Source organism: Enterobacter cloacae complex sp. ECL411, from assembly GCF_021869665.1.
GTDB lineage: Bacteria > Pseudomonadota > Gammaproteobacteria > Enterobacterales > Enterobacteriaceae > Enterobacter > Enterobacter intestinihominis.
Genome location: NZ_CP091486.1, coordinates 4,549,785 through 4,572,833 on the forward strand (window position 1 = coordinate 4,549,785; position 23,049 = coordinate 4,572,833).

The window sequence follows — 23,049 nt, forward strand, 5'->3', positions numbered from 1 at the left end:
TCCCCTGCCGCTGCGCAGGGGAAACTCAGTTGTAAATCAGGTTAAACGTCGCCATCGCATCCGCTTTTCCCGCCGTCACGTTCTCTTCCGTCTGAAGGTAATGCGCATCAAACCAGAAGGTCTGCGTCTGGTTATCCCCCACCTGGCCAAGCGCTGACACCTGCGGGGTGTTCCACGATACCACCTGCCCCTGAACCGAACCGGTATTGTCACCGTAAAGCAGTTCGATCCCGACACCTCTGGCGCTATCCTCCTGCTTCGTCAACGCCAGCGCCCGATCGTTGCCCGGCGTGGTATCGCCAAAGAAACCCATCTTAACCGCCGTGTTATTTTCACAGGTCACCGGAATGCTGAAGCGTCCGCCTCCGGCACGGGAGCCGATGCCGTGAAATTCACGCTGGCTCACGCTCCCCATGGGAACAAGAATGCTGCGAGAGCCCACTGAGCAGCTGGTACGCCTGACGGTGAAGCTGGCGAGATGGATCTGTACCGGTGTCGCCACGTTGGTGGCGCTGGCTTGATTTTCTCCCGCCTGCAATATCAGCGATCCGACATTTTGCTCCTGGGAGTTGGCGTTATCGTCAGGCATGGGGCTGGTCGTCGGGATTTTGTAAAACACCACCCAGAACTGCAATTTATACGTTGGGGCGCTGGCAAAGGCAGGATTCTGTGAGGCATCGCAGATACGCCGGGACTCGTTGCCGTCTACCGGGCTGGTGCCGTCAATATACTGTACGGCATCCGCACCACAGTACTGCTGCTCGCGGAACCCGAGCGCGTAGCCGATGCCGTCAATCTGGGTTTTGTAGACGTGCCGCGACGCACCGTCTTCCCCCACCACGGTGCCGACGGGGTTATCCAGCTCGACAAATCCGATACTACGCCAGGGGTCACTACCGCCATCACAGTTGTAGAAGTCTTGCCCGGTAGACTGTATCGGCGCGGAAACCGGCGTCCAATCCGCGGTGCCGGGAGCATATCCAATGGCGTAGGGTACCTGGACAACCCACTGATCGCGCGTGGTGCGGCAGGGCGAGGCCTGAGCGTGCGCATGAAAACTCAGCATGCCAAAAAGCGAAAGAAGGCTCAGATAGAAAAACCAGTGAATAAAACGACGCATGATATTCCTCTAATGGCACTCAACGGACAGCGTGGCGATACCGGGGGCCATATGAGCTTTCCCCAGTCTGAAAGGTGTCTGGCATTGCTGCTGCTCCCCGTTTTCATACCAGGTGACGCGCAGGGTGCCGCGCTCTGGTACCCCGCTCAGGTAGGCCTGACCGCCGTCAGCGACCATGCTTCGGTTTGCAGAATGGCGGTTCTGCTCCACCACTTCAGCCTGCGCGCCAAACGGCAACGGTTCGCCGTGGTCGCGCAGGGAAAACAGAACGCGATAACCAATGTGGGTTGTGTAATTGGCCAGCACCACCGCGCCGCTGGTGGGAATGAGCGTCAGACCGCTTTGCTCAATGTCGACGTTCTCACCCAGCGTCGCCGTATCAAGGCTGACGGTATTTTTGCGATACGCCGAGAGCGTTGGCATGACCGCATAGCCGCGGCTGTCGGTATGGATCCCGTTGTAGCCCTCCGGCTCAACGTTCGCCGCGCCGGGCACGCGCAGCAGGGCGACGGTATCGCCCAGCGGCTGGCTAAGCGTGACGCCATACTGCGTGGCGATAACGCCTCCGGCGAGTCCAAGACTCGCGTTGCTACCGTTTCGGCTGTGGTCATAACCGAGGCTGACGTTGCCGTAGCCACCGTTGTATTGCAGCGCCAGGCTGGTGCTGTCGGCCTCTCCCTCACTGGTCTTACTCTGCTGAACGCTGTAATTCAGGTTGCGGTTCGCCAGCGCGCTGCCGTTGAGCGACACCTGCTGCGTGGTCATCCCACGATTGTTGTGGTTGGCGTAGTAACTGACCGAACTGCCCGGCAGCCAGTTGCCAAGCGGAACATTGACGTTAAACGACACGGTGCGATCGGGATGCTGCTCAAGCGCTGAGTCGGTGTAGTCATACCCCGCGCCCCAGGAAATACCCCGCCAGCTGGTGTACCAGCCAATGTGGATGGTTTTATCCTGCCCGGACGTATGCCAGTAATCCTGCATCCATGCCGAGACGCTGAGGCTGCCGAACTGACCCAGCGTCTGTGAAAAAGTGACCTGCGAGCGGCTACGGCGATTATTGAGTTGCAGCTGTTGGCTGTCAGACTGATTCAGTTCACTAAATTCGTAGTAATTGCGCGAGGCATAGCGATAGCTCGCCAGGTTGAAGGCGGTGCCGGTAGCGCTGAAATCTTTCTGGTACTGAATGCGCCACGCCTGCCCCATCGCGCTTTTGCCGTCGGGTAAACGGCTTTTTGCCAGCGTATCATCAATACCCAGCGAGCCAAATGCGCCAAACCCTCTGCCTACGCCAATTGCACCGGCCTGATAGTTGCTCGCCGTACGAAAGCCGCCATACACAGTCATCCTGGAGAGCAGACCGTAGAAGAAAGCGCCTTCAACAAATTCGGGCGAACGCGCATCACCGGAGCCGGAGTGAAATCGTCCTGCATTGAGACTGTATTTCAGGCTGCCCTGGCGTCGCATAAACGGCACCGCAGAATAGGGCTGGGTAAAGACGCGCGTTGAGCCGTCACTTTCCGTGACCGTAACCTGTAGATCGCCACTTTGTGCGCCCGGGAACAGATCGTTAATGATAAATGGCCCGGCGGCCACCCAGGTTTCATAGATCACATAGCCATTTTGCGAAACGGAGACTTTAGCGAAGCTGTGTGCGACGCCGCGGATGGTTGGTGCGAAGCCGCGCTGGCTGTCGGGCAACATGCTTTCGCTTGATGAGAGCTGTACCCCGCGAAACGCCACGCTATCGAAGACGTCGCCTGCGGTCCAGGCATCGCCGATCCGTAGCTGGCTGTTAAGACGGCGAATATCCCGGGTCAGCCAGCTACTTTGCGACTGAAAATGGTCGCCGCCCGCGTCGCTGTAGCTCCAGGCCGAGGTGTTACGCAGCCGCCACGCCCCCAGATTGATGCCGTTACGCAGGCTCAGATAGCTGGATGTCGTGACCCCGCTCTGATGACGGGCCTGACCGCCCGACAGACTGTAATCAGTAAATGCCGCCGGGATACCATCGTCCCACTGCGACTGCGGCACGTAGCCACGGCTGCGGTGTTTCATTGCCGCCTGCGGCAGGCTGAGAAAGAGACGCTGCTGGTTGAAATCATAAGAAGTTCGCGCTGCCGGAATAAAATCCTCGAGGTGCGTGAACGTTTCTCCCTCCTGCAACCGGGAGAATGCAGGAATGGCCCCTACATTTACGCCAAGCGCTTCCAGCAGCGATACGCTAAAAACGGGTTGCAGGCTGCCTTTCTCATTGAAGAAGGTGATCTCCTGATGCCGCTCCTCGCGTCCGTTAATCTCCAGCGTCACGAGCCAGGTGCCTGGCATCTGCCCGCCCTTTTCAGAGAAATAGTGCAGATCCGCCGTTTTCTGTTCAGTAGAGGAAAGCTCCAGCGCGGCGGGATCAAAGTAATCCTCGGCCATCCCCGTGCGGCTGAAGCTAAGCAGCAACACCGAAAGCGGCGCGTAACGAAACAGGCGAAAAGGCATGGTCTTAAAGAGGCTGGGTGTGGGTGGCGGTGATGGCACCAAAATCATTAATAGCCGACCAGCTTACGCCCCCGGAGGCGGACACAGGCCATTCCCGGGTTTCCCCTGGACCGATCATGCCCGGCTGCTCAATTTTATGCCCGCCAACGGTCAGACGATAAAAAGAGACGTAGTATGGCGTCGGGTTAGCGGCCTTAAGCCCTTTTCCCGTTCGCGAAAACGTTATTTTCTGCCAGGCCGTGGCGGCGTCCCCTTTCAGGTTGTCCGGGCGGTAGAAGATTTTAAATTTCGATTTGACGTTTACCTGTAATTCGTTGCTGCTCTCTTTTGGCTTTGGCGCTATCGCTTTAATATCGAGCCAGAATACAGATTCACGATCTGTGGGCAGCGGAGCGCCGGTATATTGAATACGCAGCGTGTTGGTCTGCTCCGGATCAAGTCTGAACAGAGGTGGTGTGACAATAAATGGCGCAGCGTTATTTTTATCCGGCCCATCGCCTTCAACCCACGACTGAATAAGATAGGGAACCGCACTTTCCATATTAGAAACAGAAAATGCCACCTCCTTGCTGTTTTGCGGGTATACGATCCGTGTTCCCCCCATTACAACGCCAGCAGAAACTGACGCAGAACTAACCATTAATGCAGTGAGCATAATATACGATAAACGTTTCATCATTATTATCTCTGGAGGTGGCTGACAGTGAAATCAGTTATAAACCATCAGGAAGTTGGATACGGCGTTAACATCGCCGGCGTTGATTTCCGTGCCATCTTTGTCAAGTGCGGCATAGAAAGTTAATTCAGCATTGCCTTCATCATCCGGTGCGGTTGTTTCAGATACCGTACCCGGTTTAATCGCGGTGCTGCGATCGCTGTTATAAAGCTTCACGCCGACACCCGTCGCCATACCTTCACCTGGCGTAACCTGAAGCAGTGTGTCATTCACCGTATCTTTGGTTCCGTCAAACAGTACCGCAACCGATTCAACCGTCTCCGGGCAGTTTTCCACGTTGATTTTGAACTCGCGCGGCGTCGTTTCGTTGTGATCGTCAAAGTAGCTTTTTGCCCACGCCCCAAGGTCTACCGTTTTGTTTTTAGAGGCCGGAGTAATATCACAGGAAATAAGGGTAATCTTCCCGGTAAAATTGATCACCCCGCCCGTACTTTGCGAACCCGCACCGGTATCCAGAGAAGCATTAACGCCAGAATCACTGCTTGCCAGTACTGATTGAGAAGATAACAGCAGCCCCGCCGCGGCAATCGCCAGCGCCACATTTTTGATTTTCATTTGGAACACTTTCCCCTCTGTAAATTAAACAGATATAGACTTGTTGTACCAGGTACAATAACCGCTATAAGGATTTGAAAACGCCACCGAAAGGTTTTTAGCAGAATGGGTGACGCGACCTTATAGAATAAAGCAGGGTCCATCCCATGGTGATAATCCGTATATTTTCAGAAGGCCATACACAGATATCCTTCAACTGAGGAATGACTTCTGGCCGAAAATAACACTGAATACGTTGTGGTTAGTAATAAATTTAAAATCTTCTGTTACGTTGCTTCTGAATAAATAGTAAATCAAATGCCTTTTAACGTCTACGCATTGAAAAGCAATATGCCGCGTCTGTAAACACTCAGAAATTAACACTCAGCTAACAAATTTAACCCCTTTCGATTGCCCTAATAATTATTAATCTGCTTTTAATACCGCAACTAAATTACAAGAGAGATAACTGATCATTGTTTGATCAATTTATTTCAGAATATTATTAGCCAAAAAATGTCTGTTCAGCGCAAAATTCTTACCCTTTATCCTGAAAAACCGCAATTGAACAGGATATTTCTTTATCGATCATCAATTGATCGTTTGTAATACACTGTTAAAATCTATATGTGAAATTTACCTTAATTAAAATTTTTTGCTACAGCTTAGATTTCGCATTTTTAACCAAAAAAAATTTTTATTTATAGGAAATATATCAATCTGCTCACACATATACAGCTTCTCAAAAACACAAATAAAACAAACAAACCTCATTAAATTCACGAAACATTATCACCTCTCCTTTTTATATAACCTCTTTTACGCGCCGTATCTGCTTAAAAGGCGAATGTAAGGCTCTCCACCTGACCACCGCTCCCAACGCACACGGTGATTTGATTTTGCGGGTTTGGTCCTACCAATCACGCACAAAGCTATCCATCGTTCACAATTTCGATGCTCCACTTCACAAAACAATTGCTGAATAGCAACACTTGGTTAACCATTTGTTGTCATTAACCCTACATCACAATATTGGAAGGACCACTTTTACACTAAGTGTGACGCAGAGATGAGCAGAGACTCACCCGACGAACACCTGTGTGGTCCTCAGGAGACCTGCATGAGCCTCTGGCAACAAAACTACGATCCGGCCGGAAATATCTGGCTGTCGAGCCTGATCGCATCGCTACCGATCCTGTTTTTCTTCTTTGCGCTGATTAAGCTCAAGCTGAAGGGCTACCTCGCCGCGACGTATACCGTTGCCATCGCCCTGATGGTGGCGTTGTTCTTTTACAAAATGCCGGTCGATCGCGCGCTGGCCTCCGTCGTCTATGGCTTCTTCTACGGCCTGTGGCCGATTGCGTGGATCATCATCGCCGCCGTCTTTGTCTACAAAATCTCGGTCAAAACCGGGCAGTTCGACATTATTCGCTCGTCGATTCTCTCCATCACGCCGGACCAGCGTTTGCAGATGCTGATCGTCGGCTTCTCCTTCGGAGCATTTCTGGAAGGGGCGGCAGGATTCGGCGCACCGGTGGCCATCACCGCCGCCCTGCTGGTCGGTCTGGGCTTTAACCCGCTGTATGCCGCTGGCCTGTGCCTGATTGTGAATACCGCCCCGGTGGCGTTTGGCGCGATGGGCATTCCTATTCTGGTGGCGGGCCAGGTGACCGGGCTGGACAGCTTCGAGATCGGCCAGATGGTGGGCCGCCAGCTGCCGTTCCTGACCATTATCGTGCTGTTCTGGATCATGGCGATTATGGACGGCTGGCGCGGCGTGAAGGAGACCTGGCCTGCGGTGATGGTAGCGGGCGGCTCGTTCGCCATTGCCCAGTATCTCAGCTCCAACTTCCTCGGCCCGGAACTGCCGGACATCATCTCTTCCCTGGTGTCGCTGGTCTGTCTGACGCTGTTCCTGAAACGCTGGCAGCCGGTACGTATCTTCCGCTTTGCTGACATGGGCGCATCACACGTGGATCAGACGCTGGCGCGCACCGGCTATACCGCCGGACAGATTGTACGCGCATGGTCACCGTTCCTGTTCCTGACCGCCACCGTGACGCTGTGGAGCATTCCGCCGTTTAAGGCCCTGTTCGCCCCGGGCGGCGCGCTGTACGACATGGTGATTAATATCTCCGTGCCGTTCCTCGACAAGATGGTCGCTCGTATGCCGCCGGTGGTACACGACGCCACGCCGTATGCGGCAGTGTTTAAGTTCGACTGGTTCTCAGCCACCGGCACGGCGATCCTGTTTGCCGCTATCCTTTCCGTAGTGTGGCTGCGCATGAAGCCTGCCGCCGCGGTGCAGACCTTTGCGGCGACGATTAAAGAGCTGATGCTGCCGATTTACTCCATCGGCATGGTGCTGGCGTTCGCGTTTATTTCGAACTACTCCGGCCTGTCGTCGACGCTGGCGTTAGCGCTGGCGCATACCGGCCACGCGTTTACCTTCTTCTCGCCGTTCCTCGGCTGGCTGGGGGTGTTCCTGACCGGTTCAGATACGTCATCTAACGCCCTGTTTGCCGCCCTACAGGCCACAGCCGCGCAGCAGATTGGCGTCTCGGACGTGCTGCTGGTCGCCGCGAACACCACCGGCGGCGTGACCGGGAAGATGATCTCACCGCAGTCCATCGCCATTGCCTGTGCCGCGGTGGGGCTGGTAGGCAAAGAGTCGGATCTGTTCCGCTTTACCGTTAAACACAGCCTGATATTTACCTGCATGGTGGGCGTGATCACCACATTGCAGGCCTATGTCTTAACCTGGATGATTCCATGATAGTGATGCCCAGACGCCTGTCCGACGAGATTGCCACTCGCGTACGGGCGCTGATAGAAGAACAACAGCTGGAAGCGGGCATGAGATTGCCCGCCGAGCGTCAGCTTGCCGCCCAGCTTGGCGTGTCGCGCAATTCACTGCGCGAGGCGCTGGCGACGCTGGTCAGCGAAGGGGTGCTGCTGAGCCGTCGAGGCGGCGGCACCTTCGTGCGCTGGCAGCATGACGACTGGTCCGAACAAAACATCGTGCAGCCGCTTAAGACGCTGATGGAAAACGACCCGGACTACAGCTTTGACATCCTCGAAGCGCGCCACGCCATCGAAACCAGCACCGCGTGGCATGCGGCGATGCGGGCAACCGAGGCCGACAAAGAGAAGCTCAAAGCCTGCTTTGAGGCCACGCAAAGCAGCGACCCGGACATCGCCTCCCAGGCGGACGTGCGTTTTCACCTCGCGATTGCCGAGGCCTCGCACAACGTGGTTCTGCTGCAAACCATGCGCGGGTTCTTCGACCTGCTGCAATCCTCCGTGAAGCAGAGCCGCCAGCGCATGTATCTGGTGCCGCCAGTCTTTGCCCAACTGACCGAACAGCACGAGGCGGTGCTCAACGCCATTCTGGCCGGTGATGCCGAGGCCGCGCGCAAGGCGATGATGGCGCATCTCGGCTTCGTGCATACCACCATTAAACGATTCGATGAAGATCAGGCCCGACAGGCGCGTATTACCCGTCTGCCTGGCGAGAGTGATATTTCCAGGGAGAACAAAGCATGATTATTTCCGCAGCCAGTGACTATCGCGCCGCGGCACAGCGCATTTTGCCGCCATTCCTGTTCCACTACATTGACGGCGGGGCGTACGCCGAATATACCCTGCGCCGCAACGTGGAGGACCTGTCGGAAGTGGCCCTGCGCCAGCGCGTGCTGAAGAATATGTCTGACCTGAGCCTTGAGACGAAGCTGTTTAACGAGACGCTCTCCATGCCGGTGGCGCTTGCGCCCGTCGGCTTATGCGGCATGTATGCCCGCCGGGGCGAAGTGCAGGCCGCCGCCGCCGCAGATGCCAAAGGCATTCCGTTTACCCTTTCCACCGTGTCCGTCTGCCCGATTGAAGAGGTCGCCCCGACCATCAAGCGCCCGATGTGGTTCCAGCTCTACGTCCTGCGCGATCGCGGTTTTATGCGTAACGCCCTTGAGCGCGCCAAAGCGGCGGGCTGCTCCACGCTGGTCTTTACCGTCGATATGCCGACGCCCGGCGCACGCTACCGTGATGCGCACTCCGGCATGAGCGGTCCGAACGCCGCGATGCGCCGCTACTGGCAGGCGGTGACGCACCCGCAGTGGGCGTGGGATGTCGGCGTGAATGGCCGTCCGCACGATCTGGGCAATATTTCGACCTACCTGGGTAAACCGACCGGGCTGGAAGATTACATCGGCTGGCTGGCGAACAACTTCGATCCATCCATCTCCTGGAAAGACCTGGAGTGGATCCGCGAATTCTGGGACGGCCCGATGGTGATCAAAGGGATCCTCGATCCGGAAGATGCCCGCGACGCGGTGCGTTTTGGTGCCGATGGGATCGTGGTCTCTAACCATGGTGGCCGCCAGCTTGACGGGGTGCTCTCCTCCGCCCGCGCCCTGCCAGCCATTGCCGATGCGGTGAAAGGCGATATTGCGATTCTGGCCGACAGCGGCATCCGTAACGGGCTGGACGTGGTGCGCATGATTGCCCTGGGCGCAGACAGTGTGCTGCTGGGCCGTGCTTACCTGTACGCGCTGGCCACCAGCGGCCAGGCGGGCGTGGCGAATCTGCTGAACCTGATCGAGAAAGAGATGAAGGTGGCGATGACCCTGACCGGTGCGAAAACAATCGGTGAAATCAGCAAAGACTCTCTGGTGCAGGAACTCAGTAAGCTGCCTGCGGCGCTGGCCCCCCTTTCTCAGGGAAACGCGGCCTAATCTCCCCCGGTTAGCCTCCCCTTCTTCCGCGCCCGACTTCCCCCTCGGGCGCTTTTTTTGTCGAAAATAACACCTGCGTAACATTCTGGATAAGAAAATTTGACACAGCCTGCCCTCCGCAATTGTATAGACAAGCAAATACAAGAACACAAAAACAACATCACATCGGAGGGGAACGTATGACGTATTCAGGTCGGGTGGATATTCAGCAGGTGATCGATGAGAGTCCTTTTTCAGGGTTTCACTGGCTTCTTATTGTGCTGGGCTTTCTGGTGCTGGCGATCGATGGTTTCGATACCGCCGCGATGGGTTACATTGCGCCTACGCTGTCGGCGGAGTGGGGAATACATAAACAGGATCTGGGGCCGGTGTTGAGTGCGGCGCTACTGGGGCTGTCGCTGGGAGCTCTTATTGCAGGTCCGGTATCGGACCGTATGGGACGCAAGCGCGTACTGGTCTTTTCATGCCTGTTCTTCGGCCTGGCGAGCCTGGGCACGGCCTGGGCGCAAAGTCTGAATACCCTGACGCTGTGGCGATTTCTGACCGGTCTCGGGCTGGGCGCCGCGATGCCTAACGCCATCACGCTGATCTCAGAGTTTGCCCCCCAGCGCTGCCGCGCCATGGCAATTAACACCATGTACTGCGGCTTTCCGCTGGGTGCGGCGGGCGGCGGGGCGATCTCGTCCTGGCTTATCCCTCACCATGGCTGGCGAAGCGTGCTGCTGACCGGCGCGATTGCGCCGCTGATTTTAACGGTGCTGCTGGCGCTGCTGTTGCCGGAGTCGGTGAAGTTTCTGGTGCAGCGCGGGAAAGACGTCGCGCAGGTTCGCCGCATCGCCAGCCGGTTCGCCCGCAGCACGCTGGATAGCGTCACGGGCTTTTTCCTGGCGGAGGAGAAGGTCGCGTCGAAAAAAGGCAGCGTGTCGCAGCTGTTTTCCATGCCCTGGCTGCCCGGCACCCTGATGCTGTGGGTCACCTACTTTATGGGACTGGTGATTTATTACGTCCTGCTGAGCTGGATGCCAACGCTGATGCAGGGGATGGGGTATGCGCTGGCGGAATCCGCCTGGCTCACCTCGCTGTTCACCTTCGGCGGCACCGCTGGCATTCTGCTCGCGGGCTGGATGATGGACCGCTGGGAAGCGCACAAGGTGGTCGCGTGTGGTTTCGTGCTGACGATGGGCCTGATTCTTTTACTCGGCATTGAGCATAATCATATCGCCCTGTTTGGCGGGTTAATCTTCCTGATGGGGATCGCGATGAACGGCGCGCAGTCGGGGATGCAGACCCTGGCCGCCACCTTTTACCCTACCGAGTGCCGCGCGACGGGTATCGCCTGGATGCAGGGGATCGGCCGCTTCGGCGGCGTGGCGGGCACCATGACCAGCGCCCAGCTTCTCTCCATGCAGTGGCAGGCGGACAGTATTTTGATGATCCTCAGCGTGCCTGCTCTCGTGGCCGCGGCGGCAACCGTCTACAAAATGCTGTATAGCCGCTCGCAGGAGCCGGGCGTCGCCTAGTCCCTCTCTTTTCTGCTATTCTGCCCCCCGCAATTAAGGGGGCAGCATGCTTAACATCGTCTTATTCGAACCAGAAATCCCACCCAATACCGGCAATATCATCCGCCTGTGCGCCAACACCGGTTTTCGTCTGCACATCATTGAGCCGATGGGCTTTACGTGGGACGACAAACGTCTGCGCCGCGCGGGGCTGGACTACCATGAGTTTACTGCCGTCGTTCGTCATCACGATTACGCCGCGTTTCTGGACGCAGAGAAGCCGCAGCGCATGTTCGCCCTGACCACCAAAGGCACGCCAGCGCATAGCGCCGTAAGCTATCAGGACGGAGATTATCTGATGTTTGGTCCGGAAACCCGCGGCCTGCCGGCCACCATTCTGGATGCCCTGCCCGCTGAGCAAAAAATTCGTATTCCGATGATGCCGGACAGCCGCAGCATGAACCTGTCGAATGCGGTGTCGGTAGTGGTGTATGAGGCGTGGCGCCAGCTGGGTTATCCCGGCGCGATACTGCGTAGCTAAAACAGTTCGGGTGGCTTGCGCCACCCGATTGTCTTTTTAGTCTGCTACTGCGATACGTTTCATATCGGTCATGTAGCCACGCAGTTTCTGGCCCACTTTCTCGATTTCGTGACTGCGAATCGCTTCGTTTACGTCACGCAGCTGCGCGTTATCAACCGCACCTTCCGCAATCGCTTTACCCAGATCGCCTGCTTGCAGGGTAGTCATGAACTCTTTCAGCAGCGGTACGCAGGCGTAAGAGAACAGATAGTTACCGTACTCGGCGGTATCGGAGATCACCACGTTCATCTCATACAGACGCTTACGGGCGATGGTGTTTGCGATCAGCGGCAGCTCGTGCAGCGATTCATAGTACGCAGATTCTTCAATGATGCCGGAATCCACCATGGTTTCGAACGCCAGCTCAACGCCCGCTTTCACCATCGCGATCATCAGTACGCCTTTATCGAAGTACTCCTGCTCGCTGATTTTACCCTCGAACTGTGGTGCCGTTTCGAACGCGGTTTTACCGGTCTCTTCGCGCCAGGTCAGCAGTTTCTTATCGTCATTCGCCCAGTCCGCCATCATGCCGGAAGAGAACTCGCCGGAGATGATGTCGTCCATGTGTTTCTGGAACAGCGGTGCCATGATGGTTTTCAGCTGTTCAGAGAGTGCGAACGCGCGCAGTTTTGCCGGGTTGGACAGACGGTCCATCATCAGCGTAATACCGCCCTGCTTCAGCGCTTCGGTGATGGTTTCCCAGCCGAACTGAATCAGTTTTTCCGCGTATGCCGGGTCGGTGCCCTCTTCCACCAGCTTGTCGAAGCACAGCAGAGAACCCGCCTGGAGCATGCCGCACAGAATGGTCTGCTCGCCCATCAGGTCAGATTTCACTTCCGCAACGAAGGAAGATTCCAGTACGCCCGCACGATGGCCGCCGGTGGCCGCTGCCCAGGCTTTGGCAATCGCCATGCCTTCGCCTTTCGGATCGTTTTCCGGGTGAACGGCGATCAGCGTCGGTACGCCGAAACCACGTTTGTACTCTTCGCGCACTTCGGTGCCCGGGCACTTCGGTGCCACCATCACTACGGTGATGTCTTTACGGATCTGCTCGCCCACTTCAACGATGTTGAAGCCGTGGGAGTAACCCAGCGCGGCGCCGTCTTTCATCAGCGGCTGTACGGAACGCACAACGTCTGAGTGTTGCTTGTCTGGCGTCAGGTTAACCACCAGGTCCGCCTGCGGGATCAGCTCTTCGTAGGTACCTACTTTGAAGCCGTTTTCGGTCGCTTTACGCCAGGAAGCGCGCTTTTCAGCAATCGCTTCTTTGCGCAGGGCGTAGGAGATATCCAGCCCGGAGTCACGCATGTTCAGGCCCTGGTTCAGACCCTGTGCGCCACAGCCAACAATGACCACTTTTTTACCCTGAAGGTAGCTCGCGCCATCAGCAAATTCATCGCGCGCCATGAAGCGGCATTTGCCCAGCTGCGCCAGCTGCTGGCGCAAGTTCAGTGTATTAAAGTAGTTAGCCATGGGTGATACCTCGTGATGTTGTGTGTCTTATTGTTCGGTTCGCGTTTCAGCGAGAATGTACCCACATTACAACAGGAAATTTATTGCGGAAATTGATATATTCACAACGTCACATTGCAATTTATGCAATGTAAAAAGAGGGAGTGGAATCGGTGGATTTACGCGATCTGAAAATGTTCCTGCATCTGGCGGAAAGCCGTCACTTTGGCCGCAGCGCCCGGGCGATGCACGTCAGCCCTTCCACGCTGTCGCGCCAGATCCAGCGCCTTGAGGAAGACCTCGGCCAGCCGTTGTTCGTGCGCGATAACCGCACCGTCACCCTCACGGAAGCCGGTGAAGAGCTGCGCATCTTTGCCCAGCAAACCTTGTTGCAGTACCAGCAGCTGCGGCACACCATCGACCAGCAGGGGCCGTCGCTTTCCGGCGAACTGCATATTTTCTGCTCCGTGACCGCCGCCTACAGCCATCTTCCCCCCATTCTCGACCGCTTCCGCGCGGAACATCCGTCGGTTGAAATTAAGCTCACCACCGGCGATGCCGCCGATGCGATGGAAAAAGTGGTCACGGGCGAAGCGGATCTCGCGATTGCCGGGAAGCCGGAAACCCTGCCGGGCGCGGTAGCGTTCTCAATGCTGGAGAATCTGGCGGTAGTACTGATTGCCCCGGCGCTGCCCTGCCCTGTGCGCAACCAGGTCTCGGTGGAGAAACCGGACTGGTCGACGGTGCCGTTTATCATGGCCGATCAGGGGCCGGTGCGCCGCCGCATTGAGCTGTGGTTCCGCCGCCAGAAAATCAGCAACCCGTCGATTTACGCCACGGTCGGCGGCCATGAGGCGATGGTGTCGATGGTGGCGCTCGGCTGCGGCGTGGCGCTGCTGCCAGAAGTGGTGCTGGAAAACAGCCCGGAGCCAGTGCGCAATCGCGTGATGATTTTAGAACGCAGCGACGAAAAAACGCCGTTCGAGCTTGGCGTGTGCGCACAAAAAAAGCGGCTGCATGAGCCGCTTATTGATGCGTTCTGGAAGATATTGCCGAACCACTAAAGCCGGGTGGCGCTGCGCTTACCCGGCCTACACGCAGCTCAACCCTTAGCCCGCGAGGAAGAAGCGGAACGCCGGGTTGTGGGTTTCGTCATGGCACTCATAGCCCAGCTCGTTCAGGCGCGTTTCGAAATCCGGCTCGTGCTCGCCCAGCTCGAACGCCGCCAGAACGCGGCCGTAGTCGGTGCCGTGGCTGCGGTAGTGGAACAGAGAAATGTTCCAGTGGGTGCCCAGCGTGTGCAGGAACTTGAGCAACGCGCCCGGCGATTCCGGGAACTCGAAGCTGAACAGGCGTTCCTTGAGCGGCTTGGATGGACGGCCGCCGACCATGTAACGCACGTGCAGCTTCGCCATTTCGTCGTCGGAGAGATCGACCACGCTGTAGCCACCGTCATGCAGCAGGCTGAGGATCTCTTTGCGCTCCTCCACGCCACGGCTCAGACGCACGCCGACAAATATGCACGCATCTTTGGCATCGGCAAAGCGGTAGTTGAACTCCGTTACCGAACGGCCGCCCAGCAGCTGGCAAAACTTCAGGAAGCTGCCCTTCTCTTCCGGAATGGTCACCGCCAGCAGGGCTTCACGCTGCTCGCCCAGCTCACAGCGTTCGGACACGTAGCGCAGGCCGTGGAAGTTCACATTGGCGCCGGAAAGCACGTGCGCCAGACGCTCGCCGCGAATGTTGTGCTGGGCGATGTATTTCTTCATCCCCGCCAGCGCCAGCGCGCCGGACGGCTCCGCCACCGCACGCACATCCTCGAAGAGATCTTTCATCGCCGCGCAGATAGCGTCGCTGTCGACGGTGACGATATCGTCGAGATACTCCTGGCACAGACGGAACGTTTCATCGCCAATGCGCTTCACCGCCACGCCCTCGGCGAACAGCCCGACGCGCGGCAGATCCACCGGATGTCCGGCGTCCAGCGCCGCCTTCAGGCAAGCGGAGTCTTCCGCTTCAACCGCAATCACTTTGATCTGCGGCATCAGCTGTTTGATCAGCACCGCCACACCAGCGGCTAAGCCACCGCCGCCCACCGGAACGAAAACGCGGTCGAGATGGGCATCCTGCTGCAACAGTTCCAGCGCCAGCGTACCCTGCCCGGCAATCACCATCGGGTGATCGAAAGGCGGGACCCAGGTGAAACCCTGCTGCTGCGCCAGCTCAATCGCTTTGGCTTTCGCTTCGTCAAAATTCGCGCCGTGGAGCAGCACTTCCCCGCCAAAACCGCGCACCGCGTCGACTTTGATATCCGCCGTGGCAACCGGCATCACGATCAGCGCTTTCAGCCCTAAACGGGCCGCGGAGAACGCTACGCCCTGCGCGTGGTTGCCCGCCGACGCGGTAATGACACCGCGCGCTTTCTGCTCATCCTTCAGCCCGGCCATCATCGCGTAGGCGCCGCGCAGCTTGAAGCTGTGCACCGGCTGCCTGTCTTCGCGCTTCACCAGAATGACGTTGTCGAGGCGCGAGGAGAGTTTGTCCATTTTTTGCAGGGGCGTGACCTGCACGGCTTCATAGACCGGCGCGCGCAGCACCGCTCTCAGGTATTCCGCCCCCTCGGGGGCGGCGGATAAGGGTTGTGACTCGGCCATCATTAGCCCCCAAGTTTAGATTTATCGCGCACCGCGCCTTTATCTGCACTGGTGGCAAGGCTTGCGTAGGCACGCAGGGCGAAGGAGACTTCACGCTGGCGGTCTTTCGGCGTCCAGGCTTTGTCGCCGCGGGCTTCCTGCGCTTCACGACGGGCCGCAATCTCCTGGTCACTCAGCTTCAGCTGAATGCCGCGGTTCGGAATGTCGATTTCGATCAGGTCGCCATCTTCGATGATCGCGATATTGCCGCCGCTTGCCGCTTCCGGGGAGACGTGGCCAATGGAGAGGCCTGACGTGCCGCCAGAGAAACGACCGTCGGTGATCAGCGCGCAGGCTTTGCCGAGGCCCATCGATTTCAGGAAGGTAGTCGGGTAGAGCATCTCCTGCATGCCCGGACCGCCTTTCGGCCCTTCGTAGCGAATGACCACCACGTCGCCTTCCACCACTTTGCCACCGAGGATAGCGTCTACCGCCTCGTCCTGGCTTTCATACACTTTTGCCGGACCGGTGAATTTGAGAATGCTGTCGTCCACGCCTGCGGTTTTCACGATGCAGCCGTTTTCCGCAAAGTTACCGTACAGCACGGCCAGACCGCCGTCTTTACTGTAGGCATGTTCCAGCGAGCGGATGCAGCCTTCGGCGCGATCGTCATCCAGCGTGTCCCAGCGGCAATCCTGCGAGAACGCCTGCGTGGTGCGAATACCTGCCGGACCGGCGCGGAACATCTTTTTCACCGCGTCGTCTTTGGTCAGCATCACGTCGTACTGGTCCAGCGACTCCGGCAGCGTCAGGCCGAGCACATTTTTCACGTTGCGGTTCAGCAGCCCTGCGCGATCCAGCTCGCCGAGGATACCGATGACACCACCAGCACGATGCACGTCTTCCATATGGTACTTCTGGGTACTCGGCGCGACTTTACACAGCTGCGGCACTTTGCGGGAGAGCTTGTCGATGTCGCTCATGGTGAAGTCGATTTCGGCTTCCTGCGCGGCGGCCAGCAGGTGCAGAACGGTGTTGGTGGAACCGCCCATGGCGATATCCAGCGTCATGGCGTTTTCGAACGCCGCTTTACTGGCGATGTTGCGCGGCAGCGCGCTGGCATCGTCCTGCTCGTAGTAGCGTTTGGTCAGCTCAACGATGCGCTTGCCCGCGTTAAGGAACAGCTGCTTACGGTCGGCGTGGGTCGCCAGCAGCGAGCCGTTACCCGGCTGAGAAAGGCCCAGCGCTTCGGTCAGGCAGTTCATGGAGTTGGCGGTGAACATCCCGGAACAGGAGCCGCAGGTCGGACACGCGGAGCGTTCCACCTGGTCGCTCTGCTCGTCAGAGACTTTCGGGTCCGCACCCTGGATCATCGCATCGACCAGGTCGAGCTTGATGATTTTGTCGGAAAGCTTGGTTTTACCCGCTTCCATCGGGCCGCCGGAAACGAAGATCACCGGAATGTTCAGGCGCAGGGAGGCCATCAGCATCCCCGGGGTGATTTTGTCGCAGTTGGAGATACAGACCATCGCATCGGCGCAGTGGGCGTTAACCATGTACTCCACCGAGTCGGCGATCAGCTCGCGCGACGGCAGTGAATAGAGCATCCCCCCGTGGCCCATTGCGATACCGTCATCCACCGCAATGGTGTTGAACTCTTTCGCCACGCCGCCGGAGGCTTCGATTTGCTCGGCAACCAGCTTACCGAGATCGCGCAGGTGCACGTGGCCCGGCACAAACTGGGTGAAGGAGTTCACCACGGCGATAATTGGCTTGCCGAAATCGGCGTCGGTCATTCCGGTGGCGCGCCACAGTGCGCGGGCACCCGCCATATTACGGCCGTGGGTGGTGGTGGCTGAACGATACTTAGGCATGCTTTATTTACTCCCGTCTGACTATTAAATGGGACGGTGCGTGCCGTCCCAAATTTATATTTAGTGATTAACCTGATCCAACCAGCCGTATTTGTCTTCTGTTTCGCCGGTGAACAGGCCGAAGAAGGCTTGCTGAATGCGTTTGGTGACCGGACCACAGCGGCCTTCGCCCACCTGAATGCCGTCGACGCTACGCACCGGTGTAATTTCAGCCGCGGTACCGGACATGAACACTTCGTCAGCCAGGTACAGGGATTCGCGGGACAGCACCTGCTCGCGTACTTCGATACCCAGATCTTTTGCCAGCTTGATGATGGCGTCGCGGGTGATGCCCGGCAGCGCGGACGAGGTAAACGGCGGGGTGAACAGAATGCCGTCTTTCACTTCAAACAGGTTTTCGCCCGCACCTTCGGAGATGTAGCCATTTACATCGAGCGCGATACCTTCCTGGTAACCGTGACGGCGCGCTTCGCTGCCAACCAGCAGTGAGGAGAGGTAGTTACCGCCCGCTTTAGCCGCGGTCGGGATAGTGTTTGGTGCCACGCGGTTCCAGGAAGAAACCATTGCGTCGATCCCCTGATCCAGTGCTTCCGCGCCCAGGTAGGCGCCCCACGGGAACGCAGCAATGATCACATCGGTGTTATAGCCAGCGGGCGGATTGACACCCATGCCGACATCACCCACGAAGACCAGCGGACGAATATAGGCACTGGTCAGTTTGTTCTGGCGGATCACCTCGCGGCAGGCTTCCATCAGCTCATCAACGCTTTGGGAGACCGGGAAACGATAAATTTTGGCTGAGTCATGCAGACGCTGCATGTGTTCGCGATGGCGGAACACCACTGGTCCTTTGTGAGAATCGTAGCAACGGATGCCTTCAAACACGGAGGTGCCGTAGTGCAGCGCGTGGGACATCACGTGAACTTTCGCGTCTTCCCAGCGAACCATCTCACCATTGAACCAAATGTAATCAGCTTTTTTTGTCGTCATTTTTTCGTCCTGTCACGCTTAAGCGCGGATTTGTTGTGATGTGGTTGTGCTCTGGCAGATGGCAACATGGGCAACGTCTACCAGTTTTGATAACTGACTAAACAGTAAGTCGACCGGCCGCGGGCTGGCAACGGTTAATTCGATACTGATATTTTGTGCATCCGTGGCCGTTTCCATATTCATAGAGCAAATCTGAAAACCACGGTGACGGACCACACGCAATACGCGTTCTAACGTTTCCGGGTTGAAGCGAGCCTGCACGGCAACCTGATGTTGCATCATGATAATTTCTCCAGCATTTGTGAGTTACTGGCACCGGGCGGTACCAACGGCCAGACGTTCTCAAGCTCGTCGATTGAGACATGAAGCAGGTATGGCCCTTCGCTTGACAGCATGGTGTCGAGTGCCGCTTCAACCTGGTCTTTACGGGTGATGTGCTGGCCAGGAATGCCGAAGGCGCTGGCCAGGGTGAGGAAATCGGGGTTGTCGGTCAGGGTCGTTTCGCTGTAACGCTCCTGGAAGAACAGCTGCTGCCACTGGCGAACCATTCCCAAACGCTGGTTATCGAGCAAAACGATTTTCAGCGGTAACTGCTTACGCTTCACGGTGCCGAGCTCCTGGACGTTCATCATGAAGGAGCCGTCACCGGAGATACAGATAACGGTATCGTTCGGGCGGGCAACCTGTGCGCCCACGGCAGCGGGCAGGCCGAAGCCCATCGTGCCTAAGCCGCTCGAGGTGATGAAGTTCTCCGGGCGGGTGTAGGTCATGTGCTGGGCTGACCACATCTGATGCTGGCCGACATCCGTCGTCACCACGCTGTCTGCGGGTTTGCGGTCGGACAACTGTTTCAACAATAGCGGCGCATAGATGGCCTCGCCGGGGTGGTCGTAACGCCAGGCGTGTTCAGCGCGCATATCGGCGTTGTGCTGACGCCATGGGTTGATATCCAGCTGCTGCTCCAGCGCCGGTAACAGCGCGTTGAGATCGCCCTGCAACGCGACATGCGCCTGACGCAGTTTGTTCATCTCCGCCGGGTCGATGTCCATATGGATCACTTTGGCGTTCGGCGCAAAGGTGTTCAGCTTGCCGGTGACGCGGTCGTCAAAACGGGCGCCGACGGCGATGAGCAGGTCACACTCCTGCACCGCCAGGTTTGCCGCTTTGGTGCCGTGCATCCCTAACATGCCCAAATAGTATGGATAGTCCGCGTCGACCGCGCCCAATCCTTTCAGCGTGCAGGTGGCGGGCATTTGCGTTACTGCGATAAATTCGCGCAGGGCAGGAACAGCCTGCGCCATGCCCACGCCGCCGCCTACATACAGCATCGGCTGTTTCGCCTGCGCCAGCATCTGGCGAGCCTCTTCAACCTCCGTATGGGGAAACACGTCGTCGCTTTCAACGGTGGAGAAGTGCGGTTCCAGATCGCCGAGTGCAACCTGAATATCTTTCGGGATATCTACCAGAACCGGACCAGGACGGCCAGAGCTGGCAACCTCGAACGCTTCGGCCATCACGCGCGGCAGCTCTTCGAGAGACTGAACGAGGAAGCTGTGTTTGGTGCAGGCAAGCGATAAACCGAGCACATCCACTTCCTGGAAAGCATCGGTGCCGATGAACGGAGAGGCCACCTGGCCGGTGATCGCCACCACGGGTACGGAATCGAGCAGCGCGTCAGCCAGGCCGGTGATCAGGTTCGTTGCGCCCGGACCGGAGGTGGCCATACAGACGCCTGTTTTACCGGTCGCACGGGCATAACCGATGGCGGCCATCGCTGCGCCCTGCTCGTGTCGGCACAAGAGGTGTTCCACGCCGCCGTCATACAGTGCATCGTAAATCGGCATAATTGCGCCACCCGGATAACCGAATACGGTTTCGACTCCCTGCGCGCGCAACGCATGTACTACCCATTGTGCCCCATTCATAGTTAGTTCCCCGTCATAAATCTGGAGAAACAGAATTTTGTGCTAGTCGTCATTCTCTGCTCCTCATTTAAGTTTTTTAGTCATAAAAAAACCCCCGGACCTTTCGGTGCGGGGGTCTTAGTTCGTTAAGGCTTGATTTCTAAGCCTTTCCTCGTCCAAGTGCAGCCCCGCACGGTGGGATAATAATCACCACCACGCTAATCACGACCAGGCTAATCACTCGTAGAAGGGCTGTCATTTTCAGTTCTTTTTGCATCTTGTTCGAAGGAATACCTAAAGAGTTACCACAGATATTTCATCTGACACAAGATTTTTTTATGACCCATTTCTGTAGCAGGCGAACTATTTCTTTCAAAATCGTTGTTTTATATAGGGAAAAAATAGAAATGAAGATTTTTCATTTTTTTGTCCTGTTTCATCAGGCAAGGCGCGCATGATTTCTTTTCTGCGAGGCCGATTCCACCGACATGTAATGATTACATTTAGGCGCTAAAAGGCTGGAACGAGCGCCGTAATTCAGTGAATTAGCGCTAAACAGGAAAAAATGATGCTGGCATAGTTACCGCCAAGGAGGGGCTTATGTCACTGTCAGTTGTTTATACACGCGCGGCCATCGGCGTGAAGGCACCGCTTATTTCTGTAGAGGTTCATTTAAGTAATGGACTGCCCGGACTGACGCTGGTCGGCTTACCCGAAACGACCGTTAAGGAGGCCAGGGATCGCGTGCGCAGCGCAATTATTAATAGCGGTTATGCTTTTCCGGCGAAGAAGATCACCATCAACCTTGCGCCCGCCGATTTGCCAAAGGAGGGAGGGCGATATGATTTACCTATTGCTATAGCGCTTCTCGCGGCTTCTGAACAGCTCAATACGCCAGGGTTAAGCTCGTGCGAGTTCGTGGGTGAATTAGCGCTTACAGGCGCGTTAAGAGGCGTTCCCGGAGCAATCTCGGGTGCGCTTGAAGCCATACGCGCGGGAAGGCAAATCATTGTGGCCAATGAAAATGCCTCTGAAGTCAGCCTTATCGCCGAAAAGGGGTGTCTTGTCGCGGGACATTTGCAGGAGGTTTGCGCCTAGCTGGAAGGCCGACATGAGCTTGCCGAGCCGCAGGAGAATGAGGAGGTAGTGGCAGATTCACCCGATGACCTCAGCGATATTATGGGTCAGGAACAGGGTAAGCGGGCGTTAGAAATAACGGCCGCGGGTGGGCATAACCTGCTACTGATAGGTCCGCCAGGCACGGGGAAAACGATGCTGGCGAGCAGGTTGAGCGGCCTGCTGCCCCCCCTCAATAATCACGAAGCGCTGGAAAGCGCCGCGATATTTAGCCTGGTCAGTTCAATATCGCTGCATAAACAGTGGCGCCGCCGTCCTTTCCGCTCGCCACACCACAGTGCGTCTCTAACCGCGATGGTGGGCGGGGGCTCAATTCCCGGACCGGGTGAAATCTCACTGGCACACAACGGCATTCTGTTCCTGGATGAATTGCCAGAGTTTGAACGCCGCGTGCTGGATGCGTTGCGGGAGCCGATTGAATCCGGCGAAATCCATCTGTCTCGTACACGCGCCAAAATAAGCTACCCTGCGCAGTTTCAGCTGGTCGCCGCGATGAACCCTAGCCCAACGGGCCATTATCAGGGCAACCATAACCGCTGTACGCCGGAGCAGACGCTGCGCTATCTGAGTAAGCTGTCCGGCCCCTTCCTCGACCGTTTTGATTTATCTCTCGAGATCCCCCTGCCACCGCCCGGTCTGCTGAGGCAAACCGGTATCAAAGGCGAAAGCTCAGCAGTGGTGCGAGAACGGGTTATTGCGGCTCAGGCGCGGCAGTATGCTCGTCAGAACAGGCTGAATGCCCGGCTGGATAACAGCGGGATCCGACAGTTTTGCTCTCTCAACGCCGAAGATGCAGGCTGGCTGGAAGAGACACTGACGCGGTTTGGGTTATCCATTCGCGCGTGGCAGCGTTTGTTGAAAGTTGCGCGCACGGTCGCTGACGTGGAGGGCTGCCCCGGAATAGAGAGGCGACATTTGCAGGAGGCATTAAGCTACCGTGCGATCGATCGGCTGCTGTTGCATCTGCAAAAAATGCTGGCATAAAAAAAGGGGCCGTAGCCCCTTCTCTTCTTAATCGTCAGACTCGGTGTAGTCTTCTGCACCTTCCATCTGCGGCTTGCCGCCAGACAGCGTATGGAAACGCTTAGGACGCTTAATGCGAGCCATATACTTGATCCATACACGTTCTGCATCAGACTGCGGCTCACGCTCACCACGACAAACAGAGACAAACTGTTTTTCATCTTCGGTTGCCGGTTCGCGCTTACCCAGATCCAGCTCGTTAAAGGCATAACCATGGCGCTCAAGAAGTTGAGCTTCTTTGATAGTGAAATCGCCGTGACGAGAGAACCCGCGCGGATAATGTTTATTATCGAAAAAACGATTAGTCGTCGTAAAGCTTTCCGCCATCCTACACGCTCCTAATTCTT

19 protein-coding genes and 1 pseudogene are annotated in these 23,049 nt (G+C 56.9%); 7 read left to right on the plus strand and 13 right to left on the minus strand.

Annotation, left to right across the window (positions count from 1 at the left end; translation table 11 throughout):
- Positions 1-25 precede the first annotated feature (25 nt).
- Genes L3069_RS21810 through L3069_RS21825 form a run of 4 tightly spaced genes read right to left on the minus strand, consistent with a single transcriptional unit; the run spans position 26 to position 4,901 of the window.
- Positions 26-1,120 (minus strand): fimbrial protein, encoded by a 1,095-nt coding sequence (locus L3069_RS21810; protein WP_038416918.1) that lies wholly within the window; start codon positions 1,118-1,120, stop codon positions 26-28.
- 9 nt (positions 1,121-1,129) lie between these two features.
- The gene (locus tag L3069_RS21815) at positions 1,130-3,610 is read right to left on the minus strand and encodes a fimbria/pilus outer membrane usher protein (RefSeq protein WP_038416919.1); all 2,481 of its coding nucleotides are present in this window, start codon (positions 3,608-3,610) and stop codon (positions 1,130-1,132) included.
- A gap of 4 nt (positions 3,611-3,614) precedes the next feature.
- Positions 3,615-4,289 (minus strand): molecular chaperone, encoded by a 675-nt coding sequence (locus L3069_RS21820; RefSeq protein WP_022649767.1) that lies wholly within the window; start codon positions 4,287-4,289, stop codon positions 3,615-3,617.
- 30 nt (positions 4,290-4,319) lie between these two features.
- Positions 4,320-4,901 (minus strand): fimbrial protein, encoded by a 582-nt coding sequence (locus L3069_RS21825; protein ID WP_003860173.1) that lies wholly within the window; start codon positions 4,899-4,901, stop codon positions 4,320-4,322.
- A gap of 1,099 nt (positions 4,902-6,000) precedes the next feature.
- Between L3069_RS21825 and lldP the strand changes: the two genes are divergently transcribed.
- From lldP to trmL, 5 genes are all read left to right on the plus strand, one after another.
- Positions 6,001-7,656 (plus strand): L-lactate permease, encoded by a 1,656-nt coding sequence (gene lldP / locus L3069_RS21830; RefSeq protein ID WP_022649769.1) that lies wholly within the window; start codon positions 6,001-6,003, stop codon positions 7,654-7,656.
- The gene (gene lldR, locus L3069_RS21835; protein WP_023298877.1) at positions 7,653-8,426 is read left to right on the plus strand and encodes a transcriptional regulator LldR; all 774 of its coding nucleotides are present in this window, start codon (positions 7,653-7,655) and stop codon (positions 8,424-8,426) included. Before lldP ends, lldR begins: the two co-directional genes overlap by 4 nt.
- Positions 8,423-9,610, plus strand: a complete 1,188-nt coding sequence (lldD, locus tag L3069_RS21840; RefSeq protein WP_038416920.1) for an FMN-dependent L-lactate dehydrogenase LldD — start codon at positions 8,423-8,425, stop codon at positions 9,608-9,610. Before lldR ends, lldD begins: the two co-directional genes overlap by 4 nt.
- Positions 9,611-9,789: 179 nt before the next feature.
- The gene (locus tag L3069_RS21845; RefSeq protein WP_022649771.1) at positions 9,790-11,130 is read left to right on the plus strand and encodes an aromatic acid/H+ symport family MFS transporter; all 1,341 of its coding nucleotides are present in this window, start codon (positions 9,790-9,792) and stop codon (positions 11,128-11,130) included.
- 46 nt (positions 11,131-11,176) lie between these two features.
- Positions 11,177-11,650, plus strand: a complete 474-nt coding sequence (gene trmL, locus L3069_RS21850; protein ID WP_022649772.1) for a tRNA (uridine(34)/cytosine(34)/5-carboxymethylaminomethyluridine(34)-2'-O)-methyltransferase TrmL — start codon at positions 11,177-11,179, stop codon at positions 11,648-11,650.
- A 36-nt stretch (positions 11,651-11,686) separates the two neighbouring features.
- Here trmL and ilvC read toward each other — a convergent pair whose 3' ends face one another.
- Positions 11,687-13,162 carry a ketol-acid reductoisomerase gene (gene ilvC, locus L3069_RS21855; RefSeq protein ID WP_022649773.1) on the minus strand — a complete coding sequence of 492 codons (1,476 nt, stop codon included), beginning with the start codon at positions 13,160-13,162 and terminating at the stop codon, positions 11,687-11,689.
- A gap of 152 nt (positions 13,163-13,314) precedes the next feature.
- Here ilvC and ilvY point away from each other — a divergent pair, with 152 nt between their 5' ends.
- A complete protein-coding gene (ilvY, locus tag L3069_RS21860; protein ID WP_017382574.1) occupies positions 13,315-14,205 on the plus strand; it encodes an HTH-type transcriptional activator IlvY in 891 nt (296 codons plus the stop codon).
- A gap of 45 nt (positions 14,206-14,250) precedes the next feature.
- Here the strand turns inward: ilvY and ilvA are convergent, their stop codons facing one another.
- The 7 genes from ilvA to ilvL all read right to left on the minus strand — a co-directional run bounded on the left by ilvA (position 14,251) and on the right by ilvL (position 20,801).
- On the minus strand, positions 14,251-15,795 hold the full coding sequence (ilvA, locus tag L3069_RS21865) for a threonine ammonia-lyase, biosynthetic (RefSeq protein ID WP_088581806.1): 1,545 nt from the start codon (positions 15,793-15,795) through the stop codon (positions 14,251-14,253).
- 2 nt (positions 15,796-15,797) lie between these two features.
- Positions 15,798-17,648 (minus strand): dihydroxy-acid dehydratase, encoded by a 1,851-nt coding sequence (gene ilvD / locus L3069_RS21870; protein WP_022649775.1) that lies wholly within the window; start codon positions 17,646-17,648, stop codon positions 15,798-15,800.
- 60 nt (positions 17,649-17,708) lie between these two features.
- Entirely contained in the window at positions 17,709-18,638 is a 930-nt protein-coding gene (gene ilvE, locus L3069_RS21875; protein ID WP_003860182.1) for a branched-chain-amino-acid transaminase, read from the minus strand.
- A gap of 18 nt (positions 18,639-18,656) precedes the next feature.
- Positions 18,657-18,920 carry an acetolactate synthase 2 small subunit gene (gene ilvM / locus L3069_RS21880; RefSeq protein ID WP_003860184.1) on the minus strand — a complete coding sequence of 88 codons (264 nt, stop codon included), beginning with the start codon at positions 18,918-18,920 and terminating at the stop codon, positions 18,657-18,659.
- Positions 18,917-20,563, minus strand: a complete 1,647-nt coding sequence (gene ilvG / locus L3069_RS21885; RefSeq protein WP_038416922.1) for an acetolactate synthase 2 catalytic subunit — start codon at positions 20,561-20,563, stop codon at positions 18,917-18,919. The genes ilvM and ilvG overlap by 4 nt, the downstream gene beginning before the upstream one ends.
- Before the next feature lie 2 nt (positions 20,564-20,565).
- Entirely contained in the window at positions 20,566-20,616 is a 51-nt protein-coding gene (gene ilvX / locus L3069_RS21890) for a peptide IlvX (protein ID WP_166792073.1), read from the minus strand.
- Positions 20,617-20,702: 86 nt separating this feature from the next.
- A complete protein-coding gene (ilvL, locus tag L3069_RS21895) occupies positions 20,703-20,801 on the minus strand; it encodes an ilv operon leader peptide (protein WP_001311244.1) in 99 nt (32 codons plus the stop codon).
- A 341-nt stretch (positions 20,802-21,142) separates the two neighbouring features.
- Between ilvL and L3069_RS21900 the strand changes: the two are divergent.
- A pseudogene (locus tag L3069_RS21900) lies at positions 21,143-22,663 on the plus strand (YifB family Mg chelatase-like AAA ATPase).
- 27 nt (positions 22,664-22,690) lie between these two features.
- Here the strand turns inward: L3069_RS21900 and L3069_RS21905 are convergent.
- Positions 22,691-23,029 carry a DUF413 domain-containing protein gene (locus L3069_RS21905; RefSeq protein ID WP_006808641.1) on the minus strand — a complete coding sequence of 113 codons (339 nt, stop codon included), beginning with the start codon at positions 23,027-23,029 and terminating at the stop codon, positions 22,691-22,693.
- Between the last annotated feature and the right edge of the window lie 20 nt (positions 23,030-23,049).